Raw genomic sequence first — 26,809 nt, 5'->3', positions numbered from 1 at the left:
CTACAGCAGTTTTTCACGACTTGCTTTTTGAATCGCTTCGATCCGGTTCGCAACGTCTAATTTATCATAAAGTCTAGACACGTAGTTTTTAACGGTACCAATCGATAAGAACAATTTCTCCGAGATGTCTTGATTGGTAAGTCCTTGAGCCAAGCACTTGAGTACCTCTTGCTCTCGTTGACTGAGTTGATAACGAACCATCCCTTTTGAGACACCATTTAACTCACCACTTAAATGTTCAGTGAACAAAATTTTTGCAACGTCATGATTGATTAACGTACCGCCACGGTGTACCAACTTGATTCCAGCAATCAAATCCTTAGTATCAATTGCTTTTAACAGATAGCCTGACGCACCGACCTGTAGGGCCTCGAGCACATATTCCATCTCTTGGAATGTCGTCAAAATGATGATGTTATGTGCCATCTCATGACTCAAAATATATTTGGTAGCATCAATCCCATTCATCACTGGCATATTGATATCCATTAAAATAACATCTGGTTGAGTGAGACGTGCGACATCAATGGCCTCTTTCCCGTTTTGTGCGGTTCCGACAACTGTGATCTCGTCATCGGTTGCCAATACCATTGAAAGGCTAGAGCGAATGAGTTCTTGATCGTCTACAATCATTAGCTTGATTTCTTCCATGTTATCCCCCTCCTTGCGTATCCAATCGGCAAATGACTTGTGTCCCGCCTCGAGTGATTGGATTGATTTCAAGCGTCCCGTTAATACTATTCATTCGCTGACGCATCGTTTTTAATCCGAACCCCTCATCTGAGCCGTGAATACCTCGACCGTTATCCTTGATGATTAGTTCAAGTACCATGTTATCGTCATGTAGTTCAACAGAAATCGTTGTGGCCTGACCATGGCGAACAGCATTTGTTAAAGCTTCTTGCAGACAGCGCATGAACACAATTTTTTCTTGATGTGTATAGTGCGACTGGTTCAAGTTGAACTGATGATCAACTCGCACGGATGTTTGGATATGGAATCGTTCAATAATTCCATGCAACAAAACGTCCAACGATTTATTCAACTCATCCGTATTCATTTGGTGGACTACGCCTCGAAATTCGTTTAGTGCTCCTCTACTATGTGTAATCAGATTCTGTAAATGATTCGCAGCTAGATCTGGATTTTTTTTCATAGTGGTAGCCACTGCCTCCATCCCAATCGTCGTGGCCGTGATAGAATGACCGACTACGTCATGTAGTTCTTTTGAAATTCGATTTCGTTCTTCCAAAACAGTAAGGCGCTCAATTTCTTCCGTGTAGTTCCTCAACTCGTGATTCGTACGTTCTAATGTAGTGACCACAGCATTGATTGTCTCGCGCTGGTTGATGAACAACGCGAAAGATACTCCAAATCCAATGAAGACCACATTGTTCAAGATAACACCTAAGAGCGCTTCACTGCGAATCTCGCCTAGTGCCACAAGTGCTAGAATCATCACCGAAATCAAAAAGGTCAACAGACCATAACTTCTGACTCGAATCGCAACGTATGTGATGACGAAAATCGGGATCGTGATATAGGCGATAGAATCGACGTTGACCTGAAGTAGTGAGATGACCAAAGTTGTGCTCAAGAGCACCTCTAACATTAAAAACAGGTACGGTTTGATGAAGCTAGGAAGATAAAAAATCTGGGGAACTGAATAAGCCAATAACGCTCCGAATAGGATTGTGGTATATGGAGACTGATCAACCATCTGCCAAAGGTTCAGAATCACAATCATAAAGTTTACCGTTCTCAAGCCCAGAATAAACCAATCTACCCAATACCATTTCATTTGTGCCTTCACGGTAATCAACACCTCACAAAATGACTCTTTGATGACTCTCATACACTACCACATATGACTTGTTCGACTTACTCTTATTTTAATCGATAGAATCGAAAGCGCCTACACTATTAAGCTACGAAAGACAGTATGTGAGCCTGAACTGCTGTCATGCTGTCACTCGATGACTCGTTTACAAAGCGTCACGTAGCCAGAGATAATGATTCGAATCAGTTTTGTGGCTTTGATAGTGACTGGCAATATAGCCAATCCGAGCGCACATAACATCGAAGCGATGACGAGCGTCTCTATATCAGAAAAATGGCTAGGATATCCCATAGAAAGCTGAATCATGGCCAAAACTGGCGACGCTATGAATGCAAGGACTGCAATCAAGACGCCTAGCCATAAACCAACTAATCCAACCATTGGTCCTAACACAACAATCAAGCTGAAAAATATTACCCCCATCATACGAATCACTTGCTCTAGTCCTTTTTTGGCTGATGTCTGCGTACGCATCTGGTTCCCTCCTTATGATTTAATCGCTACATCAATCGTAACGAATAAAAGTAGGGGACATTCATTAACGAAAGTCATGAGAAAGTCATAACCCATACTCGATTCAAAAAGGAGAACATCGTCATGCCGCTAACATCTTTAAATCAATACATAGCTGCCACGAACACACATGAATTTGAAAAGGTACTCCCCCACCTGGACTCTTCCTTCAGCCATATCTTCAACGGTCAACTCCGTGATCAGATGGATGAAATCAAAGCCTATTTCACTTCAAATTGGAAAGCCATCCAAGATGAAGATTACTCGGTCAGGGATGTTCAATATACATACGTCGATACAAACGAGACTGTATTGTTAGTTATCTATACCTATCATTTCAAAGGAATACAAAATGGGCAACTGATCGAAGGACAAGGGAAAGCCACAAATATTTATAGGAAGAATGATTTAACGAAGAAATGGGTCCTCTTACACGAACACCTCTCAAAATCTTAAATCAAAATCTTAAAATCTTAAAATCGATAAGATTACTTCATGGTGACCGAATGTACTCTTTGTATGTTACTGACAGTTTGTATAGTGAAGACATCAAAAAGGAGGTTACTTCATTGAACACCATATTACGAACCAAAAACATTACAAAAAAATTCGGCGACCACATGTCTGTCGATCACGTCAACTTGTCCATTCAAGCCGGAGAAATCTATGGATTTTTAGGTCCTAACGGAGCGGGAAAAACGACACTGATGAAAATGATGACCAACTTAGTCTATCCCACTTCGGGTGAAGTCGAGTTGTTCGGAGAACCCTTAAAAGCAGACTCATTTGAACTGTTGCGGAACGTCGGGTCCATCATCGAGTATCCGATTTTGTATGGACACCTCAGCGCCAAAGAGACACTCGAGTTACACTGCGCCTACATGGGATACAAACAAACATCCTTCATTCCGAGCGCATTAGAGCTCGTCGGATTAGCCCAGGTCGGCGACAAACCAGTCCAATCGTATTCACTCGGGATGAAACAACGTCTCGGTCTAGCTCGGGCAATCGTCACCCGTCCGAAACTATTGATCTTAGATGAACCGATTAATGGATTAGATCCAGTAGCAATCAAAGAAATGCGAAGAATCTTTAAGTTTCTACAAGAAGAGTTTGGAATGACACTCTTTATCTCAAGTCATATTTTAGGTGAGATTGAGCATGTCGCCGACACGGTCGGAATCATTCAAAACGGAAAACTGATTGAAGAAGTCACCATTGAAGAGTTACGTTCATCTGGTGCATCAACAATCTTCCATGTATCGAACGCGTATCAAGCTTCAAAATTGCTTCAGGAAAAATTCAGTCTAGTGAACATCACCGTGCTCGATTCAACAAAACTCCAAATCAACGACTCGAATCTCAATCAACAGCTTCTTACGAAAACTTTGATTTTAAACGGAATCGATATTATCGAAGTTGTGAATAAACGTCATTCCTTAGAAGATTACTTCATTGAAAAAATGGAAGGAGGAATCATTCGATGATGCAATTTATCGGCTTGGAAATGAAAAAACATCGACTGAAAAACTTGATGGGTGGACTGTTGATTGCAAACATTGTCTGTCTGTTACTTTTGGTCGCGCTCGTGTTTGCGGTCCGTCATTTAGAAAATCAAGAAGCATTCCCGAACTATCAAACCGTTTTAATGGCTGCAACATCCTTTATCCGCCCCTTGGGATTGATTTTCTCGGCTATTTTACTCTCTCGATTGGTGATCGATGAGTTTCGTCATAAGACAATTTCGCTTATGTTCACGTATCCAATCTCAAGACAATCGATTATGTTACGGAAATCGCTCATGATTATCGTGTTTACCTTTTTCACACTACTGTTCTCGATGGTTTTCCTTTTAGTAAGCGTAGTCGGCTTAAACCCAATCGTTCACTTTGTCAGTACGCCGTTTGACTTCTCTGTCATTCTACAAGCATTTGGCATGATTCTGATCGATGCTCTTCTATTGAGCCTCGTATCATTGATTCCAATGTACTTTGGGATGAGACAGTATTCGACGGCAGCAACGTTCGTCACGGCTGCAGCCATTGTACTCTCTTTATCGACACCACTCGGGACAAGTATGATCTCACTATCGGTTTTGGCGCTTATCGGGCTCGCTTGTCTTTATTTAACTCTTAAAAAAGTGAAGACAGCAGATATTTAAAAGGAGAATTAGGATGGACTTGCTACATTTAAAAAGAATTGTAGAGGGCGAGCGAATTATACTTCGCTCTTTCTCAATTCCTGGCGATCAGAAAGCGATTAAACATCTTTTGACCGATTCGGAAGTTCTACACTATACATGCACGGACTCGGTTGACGAGTGGAACAAAGTGTTCGCTTGGTATAAAAGGAATGAAACCTGCTCCACACGTCTAGACTATGCAATCATCGATGCTCAAACGAATCAACTGATTGGAGAGCTCGTTTTTAATGAGTTGGATGAACAACGTGCCTCCATGAACGTAAGGATTGCCATCGCTCATTCTGGCCGTGGGTCCGGTCTTGGCCAAGAGGCACTCGATTTAGGAATCGCGACACTCTTTACTCACTCGCCCATTCAAGAACTAACGTTAACTGTATATCGGTTCAATAAACGGGCTCTTCATGTATATGAAAAATTAGGCTTTGTGATGACGGATCAGGACGATGATGAGATTTTCATGCGGCTACGACGCTGTTAATACACGCAGGGAGGTGTAACCAATGACGATGAAACGCATGAAGCCTCCTATGCTGTATTTACTTCCCTTACTTTTTATACTTGGTATAAACCAACTCGTACATTTTTTTGGGCTGGTTGATGTATTCGTCATCAGTAACTATATGATCCTTACCCTATATGCATTATTTTTGGGAAGGGCGACTGAACCATTGATTACTGATTCTGACACCACAACTCATCCGACAGGATTAAAGTACTTCTTCCTGGGCTGGTTCATCGGTCTCTCCATATTTAGTACGTTGATGGTCGTCCTCACCTACTTTGAAATTGTTCATCTGAGTCCCGGGCAGGCCTCCATCACTTATTTCTTGAAGTACTTCCCTGTACTAGGAATCGTTGCCGCGCTCGAAGAATATTTCTTTCGACATATCCTCATCCTACGTGCCAAGGATTTTGGATATGGAAGAAACCAAACATTCAGTCTATCTCTGATTTCGTACATCATATTCCATGCGGGATTAAGCACCATTTTATTTGGATATTCCATATCTGCTATCTTTTATGTATTAACGTATACGTTGCTCGGTACGTTGTTGTTAATGGTCCGTTTTCATACATCCAACCTTTGGGGTGGGCTCGGCCTTAACTATTCATTATTAACAATCAGCACATTTCTCGTCTCTTACGATTCCACCTCGGGACATCAACATGCTCTCATGTTGATCACACTGCAACGAAATCAAGTCTATGCATTCCCGACTGGAGAATTGCTGTTGAGCAGTTATTTCCTGGCTGTGTTATTCATCGTTATTATAGTTTTGAGCTACCTCTTTAGAAAAAACAAAAAGGAGAATGACCCATGCTGACGTTACAAAACGTTTCAAAAACATATGAGCACCGTCAAGTCTTGACCGATATGACTTTTGAAATCCCAAGCGGGAAAATCATTGGCTTGATCGGACCGAACGGTGCCGGTAAAACAACATTGATACGCATTATGAACGGGGTGATTACCCCCTCTAGTGGCACCGTCCATTATCATGGTGAGAGTATCGATACTTTACGGACGAAAGCAGGAGTCGTCACTGAAAGCGCTGGCCTTTATCCCGACATGACCGCGCTTGAAAACCTACAGTTTTATGCTTCCCTCTACGGCGTCAAAGAGAAAGAACGCGCCCACGAACTACTTCGTCAGTTTGACTTAGAACACGTCAGTGACACACTCGTCCATACCTTCAGTACGGGAATGAAAAAAAGATTGGCACTTGCCAAAGCAATGCTTCATCACCCTGAAATCCTATTTTTAGACGAGCCGACGAATGGGCTAGATCCTGATGGGATTCGACAGGTACTTGATATGATCCGGCTTGTGAATCAGACACAAGGGACGACCGTCATCATCACTTCTCACCTTTTATATCAACTTGAAAATGTATGTGACACGTACCTGTTTATTGAACAAGGTGTATTGATTGAACAAGGGACGCTATCTGATTTACGACGTCGACATCAGTCATCCATCACCGTCCAAATTCGAACGAACGCTACACTGCAAAAGGACCAGTCGCTTTTAGGATTCACAGGGAAACAAATTGACGAAGAAGTCATTCAAATCACTTTTGAAAATGAGCAGTTCATCACGCCATTCCTCAAAGAATTGATTGCATTCGGCTATACGGTGACCGAATGTCGAATCGTTGGCAATGACTTAGAAGATATCTACTTTAAACTACGGGAGGATTCTTTATGAACACTGCATCGATTTTTGCCGTCATCCAAAAAGATAGCAAGCAAATCTTCCGAAAGAAGATATTGCTCGTCACGCTGATCATCGTCCCGTTATTGATTGGCCTAATCATTCCAAGCGGTGTCACGTGGTTGATTACAATACTCAATGCATCCGTGCTTCAAGATCCAGAAATCTTGAACTTACTCGATCGTTTCTTGACATCGATTGCTAACTCAGAGGTACAACAGTTATCCATAAACGAACAACTTCTGTATCTCTTCTTGAACTACCCGCTCGTGACACTGTTCTTACTCGTTCCTGTAATCACCTGTTCAGTGATTGCTTCGAACAGTTTTGTAAGTGAGAAAGAACAGAACACACTCGAAAGCCTACTGTTCTCACCTATCTCGATACGAGATTTGTTCATCGCAAAACTATTGATTTCTATCATCCCGGCATATTTAATTTCAATTTTTTGCTTCGGCATGAACGCGCTCATCATCAACATGTTAATCACTTCGCGTGATTTTGCTGTGCAATTCCCTTCAACACAATGGTGGATTTTAATGGCTCTCGTTCTCCCAATCCTATTGACGACTACGGCTCTCATCAATCTGGTCATTTCCACTCGTGTCAGCACATATCAAGAAGCACACAATTTGAGTGGATTGATTATTCTTCCTGTCATCGGCTTGATGATTGCACAATTGAGCGGCATCTTCTTCATTGATTCAATGTTTCTCTTGTTCTTAGCTGGGGGGCTTCTCCTTATTAACGGGATTCTGTTAAAATACGCCCTTCGTTTTGGTACGCGAAATCAACTTTTCAATTCCCAAATGTCCTAACTTGGAGGTAATACAATGATTCAATCGATTGCAATATTTTGTGGTTCAAGTATCGGAAATGATCCACTTTATCGTCAAATCGCCGAAGAGACAGGACGATACCTTGCCGAACAGAATATCCGCCTCGTTTATGGCGGGGGAAAGGTAGGTATTATGGGGGCGCTGGCTGATGCCGTGCTGCTACATGGGGGCGAAGTGACGGGTGTCATCCCAACTGTCCTACTTGAACGCGAAATTGCCCATGACAGCTTGACCGACTTGATCGTCGTCGATACGATGCATGAACGAAAAGAGACGATGATGGAGTTGGCTGATGCCTTCGTGGCACTCCCAGGTGGTCCAGGGACGTTAGAAGAATTGTTTGAGGTCTTTACGTGGAATCAAATCGGATTGTTACAAAAACCCTGTGGTTTATTGAATGCGAACGGTTACTTTGATTTAATTGAACAATTATTTACTCATATGATTGAAAAAAAGTTCATGAGCGCTGATGCTCTTCAGATTTTATCAAAGGAAGCCTCAATCTCAGAATTGATTACAAGGCTCTCTGACTATGTTGCTCCTCCTTTGAAGCAATATAAAGACAATCAGTCTTCGACCATAATGAGAGGAGGGAATCCTTCATGATTCAACTTCGTACATCAAGATTAAGTTTAGAGCCCTTTTCAATCGAGGATAGTTTGGAGTTTGCGGCATTGGCGAATGATGAGGCTGTTACATCAGTACTAGGTCTTCCTTATCCGTACAAACTAGAATATGCCGAAATATGGATTCGGCAGCACGATGAATTGATTCGTTCAGGACAAGAATACCCGTTTAAAATCATACATCGTGATAATCAAAGCATGATTGGTACCATCACGCTAAGAATTGATCAATCCAACAATCGTGGAGAGCTCGGTTATTGGATTGGTTCCGCATATTGGGGAAAAGGTTATGCCACTGAAGCGATCGAACGCATGATTCAATATGGATTCAGCGAACTGCATTTGCATAGGATTTGGGCATCGGCGATTGCGTCCAATCTGGGTTCGATTCGCTCGCTTGAAAAAAACGGACTTCTCAAAGAAGGGCAGTTGCGTCAACATAAACGAATCAATAACTTATATGAAGACACCGTCATCTTAGGCATTATCTCTCCTCAAGTGAATTGAAAATACCCGACCAAGAGATGACTCTTGGCCGGGTATTTTCAATTTGATCGTATACACATTTGAATCAGGCGTTCGCCGGACGGATGAACACGTGATGTTGCTTCTTGAAATCCCACTTTTTCATAAAAAGAGCGTGCTCGGACATTCTTTTCAAACACCTCTACACGTCGAATAGGATGAATCGAAGACGCATACTCAATCAATTGAGTTCCAATCCCTTTCCGATGTGACGAAGGGGCCACGAACAGTCCCCCAATCTCGTCCTCGATGACGCTGATAAATCCTACAACACGAGAATTTTCTACGTATATATACGTGACTGCTTCATGCAGATACACGTCCCTTAACAAATCAATCTCGTTACAGATCCAGTCGTGCCCTAGAAAAGAATGATTCAATTTCGAGGCGTGTTCGAAAACGTCAACCACTTCTTCTTCATATTTAGTCAAATAGTCGATGATCATGCATGTTCCCTCCCTACGCCTCAAGTGTAGCGTTTTTTAGTCATAAGGAAGTCATCACTTACTGATACATGTTTAGCGTTACCTTTGCATGACTCCATTCAATTATTAAACGTGACTTTTTTTTATCATACTTAGGAGGTAAAAAGATTGAAAAACTAGGAGGTCTAGCATGTTTCATTTTATTAAAATTACGTTGATTTTTGGTTCAATTATCATGGTGCTCGCGTTTTCGGGTGAATTCCTACTACAACAGCGATATATGTGGACACACGAGGCACCTGGAGATGAGATTGAACTTCAAGACGGTACCGTCTTACATGCTAATAAAGAAGGTTTGCCAGATGGACCCATCATCGTATTTGAAAACGGTTCGGGTATGACGAGCTCTAGCTGGGATAAAGTAACGCGTAAACTCCATGATGACGCCACTGTGATCACCTATGATCGTGCGGGGTACGGATGGAGCGGAGCAGCAAAGGCAAAACGCACTCCTGAAAACATCGTTAACGAACTCAATGAACTTCTGATTCGACTTGATGTAGACCGACCTGTCATTCTCGTTGGACACTCTTTAGGAGGGATGTATGCTCGATTGTTCGCTGAAAAATATCCGGAACGTGTGGAACAGCTCGTTTTAATCGACGCTCGTCCTGAGACATTCTCGCAACAAACAGACGCCATTTTCAAGAGTGCTGACGTCAATCCATTACGCACCGGTTCTCCATCAAAAGAGGTACTATCTCTGATGAAGGCGAGCGGATTGGTTCGTCTCATGCAAGATAAAGTGTTGACGGGGATTCCGGAAGAATATCGACCTGAAGTGTTGAACGTCGACTATCGTAAGAAGTTTTTCTACGCTAAAGAAGAAGAACTCGATTATTTATATGAGATGAATGAGTCTCTAAACTCTCAAAAATTTGATATTCCGGTACACATTTTTGCCCATACTGAAAAATCGAAACTACAGGAAATTGGGCTGAGCGCAGAGCAGGAACTGATGATCGAGCAAGCGTGGCAACAGGGACAAGAAAAACTGAAAGAATTGTCTTCTCAATCTGTTTTTCGTTTGGTACCAAAGGCTGGACATATCATTCAACAAGACAATCCAAAGTTTCTCGTCCGTGAACTACAAGCAATCTTGATGGAGAAACAATAATATCTTGAAGGGATGCATAAGTGCATCCCTTTTTGTCACTCACGAACACTACGATTGTGTCCAGCATACGGAATGTTTTAATGTCATCCATATGACTTTTTGATGACCCTCGCCTACTGCCGCCATATATTTTTAATAGATATAGTGAACATGTGAACTCAAACTCAAAAAGAAAGGTGAATGATGATGTTGACTGAGAAAGAACTGATGATTCGAGGAGAATTATATAACCCGAGCCATCCCGAACTATTACAGGATCGGCAGCTCTGCCGTCTGATGACCGAGGCTTATAATCGAACCTCAATCGAAGAATCTAAAAAAAGGACGGACTTACTCCACTCACTATTCAAAAACGTCGGAGAATCCATCTATATAGAACCGACGTATAAATGTGATTACGGTTATAACATTTGTGTAGGAGATCGTTTCTATGCCAATTTTGATTGTGTCATGTTGGATGTATGTGCCATCACCATCGGTCATGATTGTATGCTGGCCCCCGGGGTTCATATTTACACAGCGACACATCCGACGGATCCTCATCTAAGAACCTCCGGTAGAGAAATGGGTGCGCCCGTAACGATTGGAAACCGGGTATGGATTGGAGGACGCGCGGTTATAAACCCTGGCGTGACCATCGGAAATGATGTCGTCGTCGCATCTGGAGCTGTCGTCACAAAAGATGTTCCAAATGGAGCGATCGTGGCAGGTGTGCCTGCAAAAATTATCGGATATGTATAATTTTTATGAAGGGAGCAGACGAAAATGAAAAAAGTAGATCTCAAGAAACATACTAATAAATATCGCTCCGCTTCTGAAAATGCTAGACATAGAAACTATCCGAATACCAAGTTAGCTAAAAGAGGTTCACTGATTGGTCTATCTTTTGGGAGCGCGTTAACCACGCTGGGTGTTTATGACATGTATAACCATTCAGACGATGCCAAATCTATGTGTATGCTCGGAGTATTAATTTTGATTTCAAGTTTTGTCACTTATCGGATATAAAAATAACTTATTATACAACCTAAACTGTACCCTGAGTAATTGACACTAAAAAAAGTCTATTGCTCAGAGTTTTTGTGTACACTGGACTAAATCATATCGGGAGTGATTTTGAGATGTCGAAGAAACTGTTTACGTCGAAAGAGATAAATGAGTTGGACACGAATAAATACGTCAAGTCCGTGAGCCCGAAAGGAATCACGTATACTGAACTGCTCCCCGTCAAGTAGACAGGGCAAATAATGAAAACCAGCCTAGGCGGCTTGAGCCCTGTATTCGACAGGGCTCAAGCCGTTTAGTCGTTTCTGGAAACGATTGTGGTTGTAGAACGATATGTAGGTCTCGATGGCCGATGTGAGTTCGCTATAGGCCTGGAACTCACGCAAGTAGTACATCTCCACTTTCAAGGTACCCCAAAAACTCTCGATTGGGGCGTTGTCGATGCAACGCCCGACCCGGGACATGCTGCGGGTCATTCCCGCGTCTTCTACCATGCGTTTGAACCCTCTCGAGGTATATTGGAACCCTCGGTCACTATGGATCATCGGACGTGCTCCTGTACGGAGCCCCGCGATGGCTGGCATCATCGTATGGAACACGAGCCCGTTGTTGTTGGACCTCCCGATACGATAGGCGACGATTGAGCCGTCATACAGGTCGATGATCGCGCTCAGATACGCCTTCTTCCCGTCACCGTATTTGAACTCGGTGACGTCGGTGCACCATTTCTCGTCCGGCCGGGACGCACGGAATTCGCGGTTCATCAGGTTCTCGGCCACATGCTGTGGCGTTGACTTCTTATGTCTCTTCTGCTTCCGGCGGATGATCGATTGGATCCCATGGATATGCATCAAGCGATAGATCCGCTTTTCATTGAACGTGGACAGGCTCTGTTGCCGGCGCAGCCGATTGATCGTCATCGTGATCCGACGGTACCCGTATGTGCCGTTCGCCTGGTCATAGAGTAGACGAATGTCCTCCAGAAGCTTCTCGTTCTCTTCTTGACGCACCGAAACGGTGCGGTTCACCATTTGTAATAGGCCGCCCGTGAGATGCCGGCGACCCGACAGAGGAGCACGATGGAAAGTGCCTCCTCTTCGTTCAATTCTTTGATGGCGACATATCGGTGCTGTAGGCGCACCTGGCTGATCACGACCTCCTCTCGATCTCCTCTAACTTTTTTAGGTACAGGTTGTCGGCACGAAGAAGTTCGTTCTCAAGCTCCATTTGCCGGATACGGCGTTTCAGCTTCTCTTCTTCACTTAGTTCGTCCTCTGGTTTGGTACGCCCACGGCGGTCTAGGAGCGCTTCTGCACCGTTCGTGTCATATACTTCTTGGTCCAACCATAGACCTGGGCATAGGACACCTGATATTGTTCTGCCGTCTGCTGGTAGTTTCGACCATTCTCCAAACAGTATTTCACGATCTCAAAGTGCTCTTCGAACGTAGTTTTTCTTTCTTTTTTCATAGCTAGACCCATCCCTTTTCTCGAATCTGCTAACTCGCTATGACTAGTATACTTCCTAATCCACCTGTAAAGAACAGACCAACTACTGATGTGATGTTTGGAGAGAACATCCATTCTAGTGGACCCATCGAGATAGTCACGGACGGCAGCGATCTTCTGTTCCTTCGTGTAAGGTCTCCAGGTCCTCGATTCCTTCAACGCGTCGATCCCACCGGTATCGAACTTCACTTTCCACACCTGGAGAGTGTGCCTAGAGACGTTATGAGCCTCCCTGATTTCATTCCAAGTATATGTTTCTTCTTCCATCATACGCAGTGTACTCAGTTTTTGTTCGATTGAATGCCGACTTTTCGCCATAAAAAAACACTCCCCAATAGAATAAACAGATTTGTTATTTCATCTGTCTACCTATTGGGGAGCATACCAGATTGTCACGTACTACATTTGTTTCTAAAAATAAAAACATGATATGTAGAATCTGAAGAAGCACTCAAAGTAATATATACCATATCGCTAAAAATGCATACAAAGGGCAAGACTTTTCAAATCCTTGCCCTATTTATCAATCCCATATTTTAGGGCGATCTATTTTCATTGTTCTCATATAGTTCAATAATTGACCTGTATGAACCGACTCGTGATAAGCGATACGCATTAACATATCTCCGAGCGTTCGAACGTAACCGACATTAGACCGGTCAATTTCAACGTTTTCTAAGTCATTTAGACTAAGAGACTTAATGTAATTTAAAAATTTTTTACGATAAGTCTCCGCAAACGCAAGTTCATCATCTACTGTTGTAAACTCTCTATTAGCAAATGGGTTAGACACATTAAATAACGCGTTATCCCCTCCTCCAATGAGGATTTGGTGATAAAGAAATTCACTTTCTAACACATGCCTAATCATTTCAGCACAGCATAAAGCATCTGAATCAGGCTTCCAGTTTAACATTTGTTGAGGTATTGCTTTCCAAATTTTTATACTCCTGCGTCGAATCTCTTCATAATTTAATATGATTAAATTATTAGTGTTCATTAATATTAATCCCTCCTCTTTGAGTTTCGAAATACGTTAAATTATATTAAAATTTAGAGACCGTTAAAGTTTTCCTTCTCAAAAAAAGTCTTACTAGAACAGTTTGTTCTAAAAGTGGTTTTCTTGTCTCGTTCATTTTTATCATGACGATCGTACTTATATTGACATCTTTTTTGATTGTAGAAACTATTAATTAATTAAACGCTTTTGAATATATCACTTTTTTAACATCTTCTCCCAAGGACTGTTTCTTTAACTCTAAAACCATGAACAATTCGTCTGGTACGTCAAATGGGTTTTGAACATGATAATCGCTGGCTTTTACGAACCCAAACTTCGGATAATATTCAGGGTGGCCCATTACAAAAATCGCAGGATAATTTGTCAAACGTGCCTGTTGGATCGCATGTTCAATCAGTTTTCGGCCAACGCCTTGATTCTGACATCTTGGAATGACTGAAACAGGGGCGAGCGCAAGACACTCTTCTTTCACACCCGTAGGACGCACCACGTACATGACCGAAAGCATGAGATGACCAATAACTTGATTGTCATCGTCTACTGCTACAAATGACAAAGAATTAATGTACTCAGGACTATTTCGAATTCGCTCGACTAAGAATTGTTCTTGATGATCACTAAAGACCTCGTCTTTAAATGCTGCCTCTACGACTCTCTCGATTGCTGAAACGTCTTCTTCTCTCTCAATCCGTATCTTCATAACGAATGCTCCTTTCTCAATCCCGGTAAAATTCATCTAAAAACGATGTGATCGACTTGTTTATTTCGAGTGTGATCGTTGAGGCGTTAAATAAAGATGTGGTACGCAATAATGGAGAATAATTGACGAAGTCTGTAAAGTTCATATGTGACGCCCCTTCAACTTCATATTCCCTCACAGCCAAGTAGCTAGCCCACTTTGAACGTTGTTCAATGTCGTCGATTAACTTCTGATCGACCTCTGCATTTGATTGGTCAGTGCTTGCTTCCCTTGGGTCCGCTTTCAAATATAAATATGGCTTCTCTAATCGTTTTTGAGGCGGCTCACCAAAATGTGTACCATCTAAGTTCACACCAATCGTCACATTATCGATTTGCTGCATTGCTTGAAATGCACTTGCACCTCCAAATGAATGTCCAATGACACCAACATTTTTCAAATCTAGACGCGCCTCGAACTTCTCTTCGTTCATCTCGTTCAAACCAGACAGAACGGTTCGGATGTTAGGCAACCACTCTTTTTCCACAACTGCGTCCCACTCGTCTAGTCCCAATGGATTAGGTAACTGATTGTTCATTCCGATAATCTTTTCGCCTTTAAACGTCGATGCGATTGAATATCCTGGGTGATCAATCGATACTGTGACGTATCCTTGACTTGTCAACTCTTCCGCCAAATGAGTGAGAAAAAATCGACTGCCAGGAAAACCGTGCGATAACAGGATGACAGGATACTCGATCTCCTCCTTCGAGAGTGAATCACTTCCCGCTGCATGACTATGAGATTGAACTTCCTCTAGTTGACTCAACAACATGGATGGGACAGAATATTCTTCAGATATTTGTTCAACGAATAACTCTGTGTCTGAAAAGTATGGTAATCTCTCCCCCTCGTTCTGATCGATTGGAAAACGAATACTTGTTCGTATCGGAAGAGACTGCTCATCACTATAAAATTCTTGTTCAATCATCCCAACACTAAACTGCCCCGTCGGTTCTGGTAATCGAAAGACAGGAAAGAGCACTGTAAACACAATACATACACTCAGTAAGATAAAATATATTGTCTTGTAGACAAATTTAAAGCGCTTTTTCTTGAAGTGTAGTATCAAATACAAGATGAGCGAACCTACCCAAAACAAGATCCAATATATTCTCCATGCATCAATTAATAGAAGGATGATTCCAGTCAGTGCGATAAGCAAGGACTGCCACATCCCGATCCTTCGACGAGTTAACACTCCAAACATCAATACACCTAGTGTCAGATATAGAGCAATGATTACACTTTGCAACATAAGAGCACCTCCCATTCCATCATAGAAGAACCCTTAAATCATGAAGTAGTGCTACAAGTCATCATTTAGTCATTATGTTTTGATTCAATCTGCTCAATATTTGCTCTACCTCAGCTATGTTTTCGCAATTAGATGAAAAAACCATCTGTTTTTTGTCATTTAATTACTTTTCGACCAGATATAAGTTTTTATAAAATGAGACCGATTTATCCATGCATCTTCTCTGATTCGCTTGTAGAAAGCATGATTCAAATGATCTATATCAAACGCAAAGCGAAATGTAGAAATTGTCTATCCATCTCGTACTCTATTTCCCACACACCATTTGCGCAGCAAAGATAAATCGTTCAGTCTTCAATCTTATACTATTGGCACCAAACTTCTTCACAAAGTCCTTTAGGTTCCGTGACTTATTCATCGAGATTGATGAAAATATAGGATAGAGTTAAACGAACCCTAAATAGCAATGGTATTTTCACATCAAAAATTCAGAAAAACAAAGGAGCATCACCCCATCTAGGGATGATGCTCCTCTTTTATAATCGAATTGCTTATTCTTTATCCTCAGTCGATTCTTCAGCTTCTTCAGAAGAAGCTTCTGATGCTTCCCCTTCAGTTGAACCTTCTTCCGATTCTTCGTCTTCAACTTCTGCAACCGGCTCATTCACAGAGGCGATGTGCATATCTGGTTCCGAGACGATCGTGTACGATTTGTCTTCTGGAAGATCCGCTACGGTCACCGAATCACCGATTCCAAGCTCTGACACATCGAGTTCGATGCGTTCAGGGATGTTGGCCGGTGTCGCAGCGACCGTCACTTTATAAAGTGACTGGGCAAGATATCCGCCTTCTTTGACGCCTTTCGCGTCGCCAACAAGGACGATATCCGCTTCAACTTCTGTCTCTTCATCCATCTTCACGGCCATGAATTCGACGTGCTGATAGAAGTTTGTGAACGGGTCCGTTTCCGATCCGTGCACGAGCGTGTTGATTTTATTTCCATCGTAATGGAGTTCAATCAAGGCATTGTCACCGTGGTCTCGAAGAATTTTACGAAGGTCCATCTCGTCAAATACGATTGGAGTGCTGTCTACTTTGTAGCCGTAGACGACGCCTAACGCTTTTCCTTCCTTACGCAACTTCGTGCGCAGTGACCGTGGGCGTAATTCTCGTTTTGATACTTGAAGTTTGTTCGTCATTTTCTTTTCCTCCTACATGGATATACATTTCATGTCGACATCTTGAGGGTGAGGCAGTGAAAAAGCCACCTCTCAACCTCGATGCGTTGAGTGACATGTGTATAGTTTTCCCATGAGGACGGCTGAATAAACGTTACATCGTGTTAAAACAAGGTAACAAGACGATTACATGACGCGTTTAAATAACTTCTCAAGCTCATACGTGCTCCATTTCACGAGAATCGGTCGCCCGTGCGGACACGTAAACGGAGACGTCGTACGACTCAAATCATCAATCAATTGTCGCATCATCTCCATATTGAGTGGATGATTCGCTTTGATCGATCGTTTACACGCCATGAGGATTGATGCTTCTTCGCGATATTTCGCGATGTCGATTGACCGCTGTTGAATGGCCATCTCCACCAGATCACGAATCGTGCCCTCTAAGTCATGTTGCGGATACCATGTCGGAATCTCACGGACAAGGAACGTGTTACCCCCAAACGGCTCTAACGTGATGCCTGCATCCGCTAGAAGCGGGAGCACTTCTTCGATAGCGAGCGTCTCTTCTTGCGTGAACTCTAACGTCAGCGGAATCAACAGAAGCTGATACTCTTTTTCCGGACGTCCTAACTGCTCATAAAACAACTCATACTTGATGCGTTCCTGAGCGGCATGTTGGTCCATCACGTACATCCCGTCTTCCGCTCCACAGATGATATAACTCGAATGCAGTTGCCCGATGACGTCTAGTGCCGGTAAACGCTCCGACTGACGTACAGACTCCTCGACCTGTTCTGGTTCGATCATCTCTGCCTCCGGCTCATGAACGAGCGGAGCCGGGTTCCACTGGGATGGTGACGTGAGCGTCTCCTTCCGTTCTCTCGGAATCGGATAGTTCCACTCGACCGAATCTGCCTGTTTAGGTTGGGGCTCCATCGAAAAGTCGAGTTTCGACTGTTCAGAAGGTGTCACACGTTTCGGCTTCGGTTCTTGTTTCACAGACGGAATGAGACGTTGTTCCCGGAGTGTCAATTGAACGGTCTCTCGGATGAGCTGGCATAGTTCTTTTTCTTTCGACAAACGCACTTCACGTTTCGTCGGATGGACGTTCACGTCAATCAACATCGGGTCCATCTTCACTTCGAGCACGGCAATCGGATAACGACCGATCGGTAAGAGCGTATGGTAGCCTTCAAGCACGCTTTGGGTCAGTGCAAAGTTCTTGATGCTTCGACCGTTTAAGATGAGAGTCACGTACTGTTTGTTCGAACGGGTCACTTCCGGTCGCACGAGATGGGCGCTCAGCGTATAATCGTTCGTCTTGCTCGACGCCGTGACGATTTGTGCAGCGACTTGGCGACCATAGATGGCAAGCATCACTTGTTTCAAGTCTCCATTCCCGTTCGTACGCAACAATTCTTTCTCTTCATGAAAGACCGTGAATCGAATCTCCGGATGAGACAGCGCTAAACGGTTCAACGTATCGGTAATGCTCGCAAGTTCCGTTGCTGACGTCTTCAAATATTTGAGACGGGCCGGTGTGTTGAAGAAGAGCTGGCTAACCGCGATCTCGGTCCCGATGTTCGTAGCTGCCGGATTTGTCGCCTTGACGACTCCACCTTCAAGCGTCATCTCAAAGCCATCCTCCTCTGCTCGCTTTGATTTCAACAAGACGTGACTGACCGACGCGATCGAGGCGAGCGCCTCACCACGGAAGCCGAGCGTCCGAATGCGGAACAAGTCGTGCTCGTCCCGGATTTTACTCGTCGCATGTCGTAAGAAGGCTCGGGCGGCGTCTTCTTCATGGAACCCATGCCCGTTATCTCGCACTTTGATTAGACGGATGCCCGCCTCTTGTAAGTCGACGTCTACTTTCGTCGCTCCCGCGTCAATCGCATTTTCGACTAATTCTTTCACGACGGAAGCAGGTCGCTCGACGACCTCCCCGGCTGCGATTCGGTTCGCGAGCTGTTCAGGTAACTCTCGAATGATTCCCATCGACTCACCCTTTCTTTGCGGTCTGTTGCAGTTCATACAGCGCCTGCATCGCTTCGATTGGATTCATTGCCAATAAATCGAGTTTGAGTAGCTGTTCTCGAACAGCGTCAGTTGACTCGAACAACGACAACTGGCTGACTTCTTCCACTGGGAGTGGAACAGCCTCCTCGTTTAAAACAGGTTTCGTCGCCTCCGACTCGAGTTCTGACAGAATCGTTCGGGCCCGGTCGATCAACGAATCCGGAAGTTCGGCCAATTCTGCCACATGAATCCCATATGATTTGTCTGCACGTCCTGGATGTACTTCATGCAAGAACACGACACGCCCATCCCGTTCAATCGCCCGGACATGAACATTCTCAAGTGTCGGAATCGAATCTTCGAGCACCGTCAATTCATGATAGTGCGTTGAGAAGAGTGTCTTCGCGCCGATTGATGAAGCGATATATTCCACAATTGCCTGTGCGAGCGCCATTCCGTCATACGTCGACGTCCCGCGACCGATTTCATCTAATAAAATCAAACTATGTTCCGTCGCCTCAGTGACAGCTTGGCGCGTCTCGGTCATCTCGACCATGAACGTCGACTGTCCGCTCACCAAATCGTCCGCCGCACCGATTCGTGTAAAGATACGGTCAAAGAGCGGAAGTTCCGCCGCTTCTGCCGGGACGAATGAACCGATTTGATGAAGGATCGCGATCAAGGCAAATTGACGCATGTACGTCGATTTACCGGACATGTTCGGACCCGTGATGAGCAACATTTGACGTGTGTCGTCAAGCGTCAAGTCATTGGCGACATATTCGCCTCGCGGCAAGACCGTCTCAATGACAGGGTGACGCCCACGTTCAATTTGGACGTGAGATGTCGTAACTGGGCGAACGTATTCCCGCTTCTCCGCCACAACGGCAAGAGCGAGGAGCACATCTAATTCACTGAGTGAGCGAGCCAGCTGCTGAAGGGGCTTCGTATACGTCTTCACTTCTTCTCGGAGCGCGACAAACAAGTCATATTCGAGCGTACAGCTCTTCTCTTCCGCACCTAAGATGAGGGCTTCCTTCTCTTTCAGTTCTGGCGTGATGTAACGTTCCGCATTCGTCAACGTCTGTTTCCGCTCATAACGTCCTTCTTCAAGCAACTTCGCATTCGCTTTCGTCACTTCCAAGTAGTAACCAAATACGCGGTTATACCCGACCTTTAACGATTTGATACCGGTCGCGATGCGTTCCTGTTGTTCGAGGTTGGCAATCCACGATTTTCCGTTCGCTTTCGCTTCTAACAGTTCATCGAGCTCATCCGAATAACCATGACGAATCATCCCGCCCTCTTTCGTCGAAATCGGAGGTGAATCGACAAGGGCAGCCCGGAGCTGTTCACTCAATGTCTCGAACGAGTCAAGATTCTGTTCGATTTGCTGCAAGCGATCGGCTTTCACCGTTTGTAAGAGTGACCGGACAGAAGGCATCCGCTCGAGTGTGTCGCGTAATTGGACAAGGTCTCGCGCATTCGCCGTCCCGTACCCGACTTTCGCGACAAGCCGTTCGATATCGTAGACTCGCTTTAACTCTTCTTGTAGTTGATCGCGCAACATGAAGTCGTCCACTAAGTTCTCTATGGCGTCCTGTCGCTCTCTGATGCCTTGCTCCGTATAAAGTGGCTGTTCAAGCCAACGTTTCAACAATCGACCGCCCATCGCCGTCGTCGTCTCATCGAGGAGAGAAAGGAGTGACCCTTTCCGTTCCCCGGAACGAGCCGAACGGAACAATTCAAGATTTCGGGCCGTATTGGCGTCAAGTTGCATGTGTTGTTCAACTTCATAGGCGACTGCTGGTTGCAAGTGGTCAAGTGAACGTTTCTGTGTTTTCGTCAAATAGGCAAACAGCAATTCAAATGCCGAGCGTTGTGCCTCATCTTTTGCACCTTGTGCGAGTGGACTATTCCGCTTGTCCACTTGAATCGAAAGTGGGATCCCGGTCTGTCGCAATAAATCAGCGAGTCGTTCATCCTCGACGATGACCTCGTTCGGAAGCAATCCTTCGATTTCTCGTAACACAGCTTCTTCTGACGAGAGTGTCGTCAACCATGATTCACCGGTCGTGACGTCACCGCGAGCAATTCCGAATCGCCCTGCGACGTCCGAGATGGCGACGAGATATCGGTTTTCTTTTTCACTGAGTGACGCCATGTATGTACCCGGCGTGATCACTTGGATGACTTCCCGCTTCACGAGTCCCTTCGTCGCTTTCGGGTCTTCTGTCTGTTCACAGATGGCGACGTTAAATCCTTTTTCAATCAATTGTTCAATGTAGATGGCTGCGGAATGATGCGGAACGCCACACATCGGGATTGGATGCTTGGCCTGCTTTCCGTTTTTAGAAGTGAGCGTGAGCTCTAACTCTTTTGCAACAATTTGTGCATCTTCAAAAAACAACTCGTAAAAGTCGCCGAGTCGATAGAATAAAAAGGCGTCCGGATAGTCGGCCTTGATAGAGAAATATTGTTTCATCATTGGTGTCTGATGGACTTCTTGCATGTTGATTCACCTCTAGAAAGTACAACAGCTGACCATCGGCCAGCTGTGTCGTTTTAGTATCCGCAGCCGCCGCGTGCTTGTTCAGCCGCCATGCCGCTCCCTGTCTTTCCTGCAAGGACGTCACCGTCCGTCGATTCGATGATACGGTCCGTTACGGAGTTTGCGAGCGTCACCGTCACGTATTGAAGCAAATCGTTCACTTCGACTTGAGTTTCCTGGAACGCTTGAACGACCGGAATTGAATCGAGTTCTTCCATCGCTTTATCAATCTTTTGCTCGACTTTCGCAAGTGCTTCCGTCTTGCCATAGTGCTTACAGTTGACGGCTTCTTTTTGTAAGAACTTGATTCGTTTAATCAAAGTCTGTACGCGGTCACTTCCGTTTACTTTCGCTTCCGCTTCTTTGAAGCGCGCCACTTCTGGTGTTTGTGCTAATACATCTGCCAATTCTCTTGCTTTTGCAATTACTTGTTGATCGGTCACCATTGTAAACCCCTTTATGTCTATAATGTAATCGTGCTCAAAAGCACGTGAATGTTCTTTCTCATTCTAACATGAACGATTCCGAAACGGTACTAGCGGGATTCGTTGATTCACGTAACATATCGACATGTGGAATACTATCTTCTTGATACACATCACTCGTCCGTTTGAAGCCAAACGAGGCATAAAAAGGTTCCACATACGTCTGCGCTTGCAGGTATAACGTCTCATGTCCAAAATCTTTGATTGCCGCATCCATCAAGAGGCGGGAATACCCTTTCCCTCGATGCGCCGCTTTCGTGACGACACGTCCGATGGCGACCGGAGATGCTTCCGTCAATACGCGAAGGGCGGAGACAATCTCTCCATCTTCTTCAATCCAATAATGGATGGCTTGTTCATCTTTTCCATCGATTTCTTGATACGGACAGTTTTGTTCGACGACGAAAATCTCAGTTCGTAACGCCAGTAAGCGATACAACTCAATCGTTGTCAGTTCATCAAATGCTTTTTTCTTCATCATTATTCCCCCTAATCAATCGTCACCCCGAGTGCTCGAGCGACATGTAATCCGCTCGTCATCGCGCCAATCGTCCCCGCTCCTGGAAATACGGTATCCCCGCACACAAAAAAGTTCGGCAAGTCGGTGCGATAACTCGCAGCGCGAAAGAGCGCCTGGCTAGGAGTCTGCGCATAACCTCCGACTGCCCCATGCGGTCGCTTCGTGTACTTTACCCATGCCCCGGGTGCACCGGGAAGGAGAAGTGACGACTCGCGATTCCACGCAGGAAATGCAGTCGCGACAACGTCGACGAGACGATTGGTCCAATCTTTTTCTAGTTTCTCATATGCCGCCCGGTCTTTCCAATCTTGCCATTCCGATAAATCGATATGTGTAGATACCGTGATGGTTCGTTCCGGTCGTTCTGTCCGTAACACGTCGTCTGGCGCGGACATGGAGATGAACGCATGCCCGCTCGGTAATCGCTCGTGATAGATTTGTTGAAACAGCGGTTTCTGTCGACACACATCCTCAGGTAAGACGAGGTACAGACTGAACGTGCCCCATTGTGACTGCTTCAACTGTCTGCGATACTGTCGTTTGAAGCGTCGTTGTTCCTGTCCTCTCAGAAGTTCGCTCGTCCGCTCAATCGGAATGGCGGAAACAATGACATCGACTAGTTCAAGTCGTCCTCTTCGATCGGTGATGAGCCATCCATCCGTCACCTGTTCGATGGATTGGACGTCCCTCCCTAATTTCGTTTCGCCACCAAATGCTCGAACGGCGCGCTCTAACGCATGAGCCAATTGATATAGTCCACCTTCAACATAGTACGCTCCCTCGTGATAGACCGACAGTGCCACTGCACCAAGTAAATGACTCGCTTCTTTCGCACCGGTCTGCAAACTGTCGAGCAGAACGCCATCGATAAATCGTTCGAACATTGTACCGCTTAGTCCATGACGGGCCAACGTGTCGCCGAGTGTACGCTGGAGTTTCATTAGCGCTGTGATTTGATTCGGCCGGAATCCTTTTAGTGCATAGATCATATCCGAGACCGTGCAAAGTGGAAGAGCGGGCAACTGCTGAAACAACGGACGAATCTTCTCAAAATCGCCCCACACTTCACGATAGAATGCATGAATCGCCTGACTGTTCTCAGGAAAAGTGCGACTAAGCTCTTCGAGTAGATGTTTGCGGTCGCGATAGTAGGTGACGGTGACGTCATGAAGATGAATGTCCATCACTTCATCAAGTAAGGTGACCTCGATTGATTCTCCCAATTTCTGAAGGACACGCTGATGGACTCCTCCTCGTTCAAATCCCATCCCTAGTGTCGCACCAGCGGGAAACAAGTAGTCCCCACGTTGAAACTTACCGGCACACCCCCCCCATTCACGTGACGCTTCAAAGACGGTTACGTCATGTCCTTCTTGTTGCGCGAGCGCAGCTGCCGTCAATCCCGCAACGCCCCCACCTATGACCCCGATTTTCATGAACATCCCTCCTCTCTGTATCATACCCGCTCCTTTACAAAATTGAAGAAATGAATCGGTTTTTGAGATTCGGGATGTCTTTTAAAGGGTTCCGATTCTCTTATGCAGAAATAGTTTACATCTAAAAAGGTAAGGTGATGAAAATGCGTAGTCGTGTCATGGTCTATTTGTTGATTCCCATCCTCATTTTTATTGGTATACTGATTACCCCGCCTTCCGAAGAATCGCTCAAACTCGCGACGATGACCGTCGTCAGCATTCAAGAGATGATTCCTTACGAAAAAGAGTATACGGCACAAAAAGTGCTAGAAGAACGAACCCTGGACGACAAATCAGCCATCATCGAAGAATGGCGTCTCGAACAAGGGGCGAGAACGTCTTATAGTTATGTGCTCAGACTGAGAGGATTTGAACATGTGACACAGATTGATGCAGGGGCAGCCAACACGAGATCGGACGGCTATTACGCGATGCAGGCGCATAGCCCGATCTTTGAGACGGATAAACCGGTATCGACAGACTATCCAATTGTCGTGTTCAGTTCGGAACAACGTCTTGTTATCGGACAGATGGATGTCCGGGTCATTTACGAAGAGGACGGTCAATTGAAGAAATGGATTGTATTGGAGGATGAATAAGTTGAAAAATTATATACATTCGATGAGAGAGCTCATCGGTAACCGTCCGTTCATTATGGTCGGTGCTGCAGTAGCTGTACAAAATGATAATCAAGAATTTTTATTTCAACTAAGGAAAGATACAAAGGAATGGGGACTTCCTGGAGGGGCGATGGAACCAGGAGAAACAATTGAACAAACAGCACAAAGAGAGTTGTATGAAGAAACGGGTCTCTCTTCCAACCAATTAACTCTAATCTCAGTTTTCTCTGGCCCTGATTTTTTCTTTGAATATCCAAATGGCGATCAAGTACATAATGTTACCCATTTATTCATCACTGACACAGTGACGGGCACGTTATGTTTAACCGATGATGAAGGAATAGATTTAAAATATTTTTCACTACAAAATCTACCAGAAAACATGGATGCACGGGCAAAGTTAATCTTATCGAGTCCATCAATGAAAGAAGTGACTATATGAAACGCATCATGGTCATCGGTTCTGGTGGTGCGGGGAAATCCACACTCGCCCGTCAACTAGGTAAACGATTACATCTCGATGTCTATCATTTGGACGCTCTCATGTGGAGACCGGGATGGGTGATGGCACCGAGAGAAGAACGAATCGACATCCAACAACAACTCGTGAAGAAGGATGAATGGATTATCGATGGAAATTTCGGGAATACCCTTGATTTACGACTACAGGCAGCGGACACTGTCATTTTAATCGATCTTCCACGCATCGTCTGTATATATCGCGTCCTCAAGCGAGTTGTCCGATATCGTGGTACGACACGACCGGATATGGGTGCATCCTGTGAGGAAAAACTCGATTTCGCATTCCTGAAGTGGGTTTGGAATTTTCCTGACATTCAAAAGCCAGAGATGGTCAAACGAATCAAACAATATTCTCACGAGAAACAGATCATCGTTTTAAAATCTCGGAAAGATGTTGAAAACTTCATTCATCAAATGAAAAGGCAGGAGTTTCTATGAACCCTATCCTTCACAAAATCGGTACCATTTTCATTCCGGTAAGTGATATTCAAAAAGCGCGTGACTGGTATTGTGATTTATTTGATCTTTCAACAAAAGGAGAGATCTTATTCGACCATTTATATGTCATTCCATTAGAGGGTACGAACCTCGTTTTAGATAGTAAAATCTACTCAAAAGAGAACATCATCCAGACACCGCTGTTTCACTTAAATACGCACGATATTCATCAAGCTTATTCTTATGTGACTCAACACGACATTGAGGTCATCACACCCATCGAGCACGAACATTGGTTCAATTTTAAAGATCTTGATGGAAATGTCATCATGGTATGCAAATGCTAACATCGGACCAAGCCTTTAATCAGCCATATCAGGTTATTCAGGTCGCTTGTATCGAAGATTACATTGAAGAACTGAGCCATTATAACAAGTAATTCAAGTTGTATGAGAAATAAGATTTACTCCTACTTAGATAAGAGGTGATCATCTGTTTTTTCTTCAAATGTCTGGAACCCCTGGATCAGGAAAATCCACATTGGCTAAACGTATCATCCAACATGTACATGCGGTCGTCATCGATCATGATGTTTCAAAGACCTCCCTACTCCATACGCTTCCTGATGGTAACTTCTCAGATGGAGAAATTGGGAAGATGGCTTATGATGTCGATTGGTCCCTCGCCGAGTATCACCTATCACTTGGACAAAACGTCATTCTCGACAGTCCTTGTCTCTATGATGAAATGCTCGATAAAGGGATAGCGATTGCCACCAATTACGGAGCGACTTATCGTTATATCGAGTGTCGTCATGAAAATTACAAAGAAATTAACGCACGACTTCGAAACCGTGTCAGACGACCGAGTCAAATTGATCAAATTTCGTATGAGAATTGGTCTAAGATGAATGAACACTGCAAGCGGCCTACTAACCATCCTTACTTACAAACCTATACGATGGACAATCGGGAACTTCCGATTGAGCGAATTATGTCGTATCTTTTGGAAAACTAAGAAGAGAACGCTTTCAGATAGAAAGTGCTCCTCTTTTTAATAATTTTGTATATTTATGCTTTACAATTAATAATCATACATATA

30 protein-coding genes and 1 pseudogene are annotated in these 26,809 nt (G+C 44.3%); 17 read left to right on the top strand and 14 right to left on the bottom strand.

What is annotated here, in order from left to right:
* The 3 genes from GVY43_RS03050 to GVY43_RS03040 form a co-directional block, all read right to left on the bottom strand.
* Positions 1-651, bottom strand: coding sequence for a response regulator transcription factor (locus GVY43_RS03050; RefSeq protein WP_159562201.1), 651 nt, complete (start codon positions 649-651; stop codon positions 1-3).
* A gap of 1 nt (position 652) precedes the next feature.
* Positions 653-1,855, bottom strand: a complete 1,203-nt coding sequence (locus GVY43_RS03045; RefSeq protein ID WP_159562200.1) for a sensor histidine kinase — start codon at positions 1,853-1,855, stop codon at positions 653-655.
* 114 nt (positions 1,856-1,969) lie between these two features.
* Positions 1,970-2,314, bottom strand: a complete 345-nt coding sequence (locus tag GVY43_RS03040; RefSeq protein WP_159562199.1) for an HAAS domain-containing protein — start codon at positions 2,312-2,314, stop codon at positions 1,970-1,972.
* Positions 2,315-2,437: 123 nt separating this feature from the next.
* On the opposite strand from GVY43_RS03040, the gene GVY43_RS03035 reads away from it, so the two are divergent.
* The 9 genes from GVY43_RS03035 (at position 2,438) to GVY43_RS02995 (ending at position 8,743) form a co-directional block, all read left to right on the top strand.
* Positions 2,438-2,809 carry a nuclear transport factor 2 family protein gene (locus tag GVY43_RS03035; protein ID WP_159562198.1) on the top strand — a complete coding sequence of 124 codons (372 nt, stop codon included), beginning with the start codon at positions 2,438-2,440 and terminating at the stop codon, positions 2,807-2,809.
* A gap of 113 nt (positions 2,810-2,922) precedes the next feature.
* Positions 2,923-3,840 (top strand): ABC transporter ATP-binding protein, encoded by a 918-nt coding sequence (locus GVY43_RS03030; RefSeq protein ID WP_159562197.1) that lies wholly within the window; start codon positions 2,923-2,925, stop codon positions 3,838-3,840.
* A complete protein-coding gene (locus GVY43_RS03025; protein ID WP_159562196.1) occupies positions 3,837-4,514 on the top strand; it encodes an ABC transporter permease in 678 nt (225 codons plus the stop codon). The genes GVY43_RS03030 and GVY43_RS03025 overlap by 4 nt, the downstream gene beginning before the upstream one ends.
* Before the next feature lie 13 nt (positions 4,515-4,527).
* Positions 4,528-5,034, top strand: coding sequence for a GNAT family N-acetyltransferase (locus GVY43_RS03020; RefSeq protein WP_159562195.1), 507 nt, complete (start codon positions 4,528-4,530; stop codon positions 5,032-5,034).
* A 22-nt stretch (positions 5,035-5,056) separates the two neighbouring features.
* Positions 5,057-5,881 carry a hypothetical protein gene (locus GVY43_RS03015; protein WP_159562194.1) on the top strand — a complete coding sequence of 275 codons (825 nt, stop codon included), beginning with the start codon at positions 5,057-5,059 and terminating at the stop codon, positions 5,879-5,881.
* Positions 5,875-6,765, top strand: coding sequence for a heme ABC exporter ATP-binding protein CcmA (gene ccmA / locus GVY43_RS03010; RefSeq protein WP_159562193.1), 891 nt, complete (start codon positions 5,875-5,877; stop codon positions 6,763-6,765). The genes GVY43_RS03015 and ccmA overlap by 7 nt, the downstream gene beginning before the upstream one ends.
* Complete coding sequence (locus tag GVY43_RS03005) at positions 6,762-7,589, top strand: ABC transporter permease subunit (RefSeq protein WP_159562192.1); 828 nt, start codon at positions 6,762-6,764, stop codon at positions 7,587-7,589. Before ccmA ends, GVY43_RS03005 begins: the two co-directional genes overlap by 4 nt.
* Positions 7,590-7,604: 15 nt before the next feature.
* Positions 7,605-8,216 carry a TIGR00730 family Rossman fold protein gene (locus GVY43_RS03000; RefSeq protein WP_371729463.1) on the top strand — a complete coding sequence of 204 codons (612 nt, stop codon included), beginning with the start codon at positions 7,605-7,607 and terminating at the stop codon, positions 8,214-8,216.
* Entirely contained in the window at positions 8,213-8,743 is a 531-nt protein-coding gene (locus GVY43_RS02995) for a GNAT family N-acetyltransferase (RefSeq protein WP_159562191.1), read from the top strand. The genes GVY43_RS03000 and GVY43_RS02995 overlap by 4 nt, the downstream gene beginning before the upstream one ends.
* Before the next feature lie 38 nt (positions 8,744-8,781).
* Here the strand turns inward: GVY43_RS02995 and GVY43_RS02990 are convergent, their stop codons facing one another.
* Complete coding sequence (locus GVY43_RS02990) at positions 8,782-9,207, bottom strand: GNAT family N-acetyltransferase (protein ID WP_159562190.1); 426 nt, start codon at positions 9,205-9,207, stop codon at positions 8,782-8,784.
* 169 nt (positions 9,208-9,376) lie between these two features.
* Between GVY43_RS02990 and GVY43_RS02985 the strand changes: the two genes are divergently transcribed.
* From GVY43_RS02985 to GVY43_RS02975, 3 genes are all read left to right on the top strand, one after another.
* The gene (locus GVY43_RS02985) at positions 9,377-10,363 is read left to right on the top strand and encodes an alpha/beta fold hydrolase (RefSeq protein WP_159562189.1); all 987 of its coding nucleotides are present in this window, start codon (positions 9,377-9,379) and stop codon (positions 10,361-10,363) included.
* Positions 10,364-10,549: 186 nt separating this feature from the next.
* Positions 10,550-11,104, top strand: a complete 555-nt coding sequence (locus GVY43_RS02980; protein ID WP_159562188.1) for a maltose acetyltransferase domain-containing protein — start codon at positions 10,550-10,552, stop codon at positions 11,102-11,104.
* A gap of 24 nt (positions 11,105-11,128) precedes the next feature.
* Entirely contained in the window at positions 11,129-11,371 is a 243-nt protein-coding gene (locus tag GVY43_RS02975) for a hypothetical protein (protein WP_159562187.1), read from the top strand.
* 251 nt (positions 11,372-11,622) lie between these two features.
* Here GVY43_RS02975 and GVY43_RS02970 read toward each other — a convergent pair.
* The 10 genes and pseudogenes from GVY43_RS02970 to GVY43_RS02925 all read right to left on the bottom strand — a co-directional run bounded on the left by GVY43_RS02970 (position 11,623) and on the right by GVY43_RS02925 (position 24,089).
* Positions 11,623-13,194: pseudogene (locus tag GVY43_RS02970) on the bottom strand (IS3 family transposase).
* A gap of 205 nt (positions 13,195-13,399) precedes the next feature.
* A complete protein-coding gene (locus GVY43_RS02965; protein WP_159562186.1) occupies positions 13,400-13,876 on the bottom strand; it encodes a DinB family protein in 477 nt (158 codons plus the stop codon).
* 193 nt (positions 13,877-14,069) lie between these two features.
* A complete protein-coding gene (locus GVY43_RS02960) occupies positions 14,070-14,597 on the bottom strand; it encodes a GNAT family N-acetyltransferase (RefSeq protein WP_159562185.1) in 528 nt (175 codons plus the stop codon).
* Positions 14,598-14,613: 16 nt separating this feature from the next.
* The gene (locus tag GVY43_RS02955; RefSeq protein WP_159562184.1) at positions 14,614-15,894 is read right to left on the bottom strand and encodes an alpha/beta fold hydrolase; all 1,281 of its coding nucleotides are present in this window, start codon (positions 15,892-15,894) and stop codon (positions 14,614-14,616) included.
* A gap of 551 nt (positions 15,895-16,445) precedes the next feature.
* Positions 16,446-17,093 (bottom strand): 50S ribosomal protein L25/general stress protein Ctc, encoded by a 648-nt coding sequence (locus GVY43_RS02950; RefSeq protein WP_047795369.1) that lies wholly within the window; start codon positions 17,091-17,093, stop codon positions 16,446-16,448.
* A gap of 165 nt (positions 17,094-17,258) precedes the next feature.
* Positions 17,259-19,076, bottom strand: a complete 1,818-nt coding sequence (gene mutL, locus GVY43_RS02945; RefSeq protein ID WP_074037127.1) for a DNA mismatch repair endonuclease MutL — start codon at positions 19,074-19,076, stop codon at positions 17,259-17,261.
* A gap of 4 nt (positions 19,077-19,080) precedes the next feature.
* Complete coding sequence (mutS, locus tag GVY43_RS02940; protein WP_159562183.1) at positions 19,081-21,609, bottom strand: DNA mismatch repair protein MutS; 2,529 nt, start codon at positions 21,607-21,609, stop codon at positions 19,081-19,083.
* A gap of 53 nt (positions 21,610-21,662) precedes the next feature.
* A complete protein-coding gene (locus tag GVY43_RS02935) occupies positions 21,663-22,094 on the bottom strand; it encodes a RicAFT regulatory complex protein RicA family protein (RefSeq protein ID WP_012726155.1) in 432 nt (143 codons plus the stop codon).
* A 58-nt stretch (positions 22,095-22,152) separates the two neighbouring features.
* Positions 22,153-22,611, bottom strand: coding sequence for a GNAT family N-acetyltransferase (locus GVY43_RS02930; RefSeq protein WP_159562182.1), 459 nt, complete (start codon positions 22,609-22,611; stop codon positions 22,153-22,155).
* 11 nt (positions 22,612-22,622) lie between these two features.
* On the bottom strand, positions 22,623-24,089 hold the full coding sequence (locus tag GVY43_RS02925; RefSeq protein WP_159562181.1) for an NAD(P)/FAD-dependent oxidoreductase: 1,467 nt from the start codon (positions 24,087-24,089) through the stop codon (positions 22,623-22,625).
* A 137-nt stretch (positions 24,090-24,226) separates the two neighbouring features.
* Between GVY43_RS02925 and GVY43_RS02920 the strand changes: the two genes are divergently transcribed.
* The 5 genes from GVY43_RS02920 to GVY43_RS02900 all read left to right on the top strand — a co-directional run bounded on the left by GVY43_RS02920 (position 24,227) and on the right by GVY43_RS02900 (position 26,725).
* Positions 24,227-24,727, top strand: coding sequence for a hypothetical protein (locus tag GVY43_RS02920; protein ID WP_159562180.1), 501 nt, complete (start codon positions 24,227-24,229; stop codon positions 24,725-24,727).
* Entirely contained in the window at positions 24,720-25,190 is a 471-nt protein-coding gene (locus tag GVY43_RS02915) for an NUDIX hydrolase (protein WP_159562179.1), read from the top strand. Before GVY43_RS02920 ends, GVY43_RS02915 begins: the two co-directional genes overlap by 8 nt.
* On the top strand, positions 25,187-25,708 hold the full coding sequence (locus GVY43_RS02910; RefSeq protein ID WP_159562178.1) for a DNA topology modulation protein: 522 nt from the start codon (positions 25,187-25,189) through the stop codon (positions 25,706-25,708). The genes GVY43_RS02915 and GVY43_RS02910 overlap by 4 nt, the downstream gene beginning before the upstream one ends.
* Positions 25,705-26,055 carry a VOC family protein gene (locus GVY43_RS02905; RefSeq protein ID WP_159562177.1) on the top strand — a complete coding sequence of 117 codons (351 nt, stop codon included), beginning with the start codon at positions 25,705-25,707 and terminating at the stop codon, positions 26,053-26,055. Before GVY43_RS02910 ends, GVY43_RS02905 begins: the two co-directional genes overlap by 4 nt.
* Positions 26,056-26,215: 160 nt before the next feature.
* Positions 26,216-26,725: an AAA family ATPase gene (locus GVY43_RS02900; RefSeq protein ID WP_256369425.1), complete on the top strand. Its 510-nt coding sequence runs from the start codon at positions 26,216-26,218 to the stop codon at positions 26,723-26,725.
* Positions 26,726-26,809: the final 84 nt, after the last annotated feature.

This window comes from Exiguobacterium sp. 8H (assembly GCF_902506255.1).
Lineage (GTDB): Bacteria > Bacillota > Bacilli > Exiguobacteriales > Exiguobacteriaceae > Exiguobacterium > Exiguobacterium profundum.
Note: the sequence above shows the minus strand (reverse complement) of the source record. Positions and strands in the feature narration are given on the sequence as shown.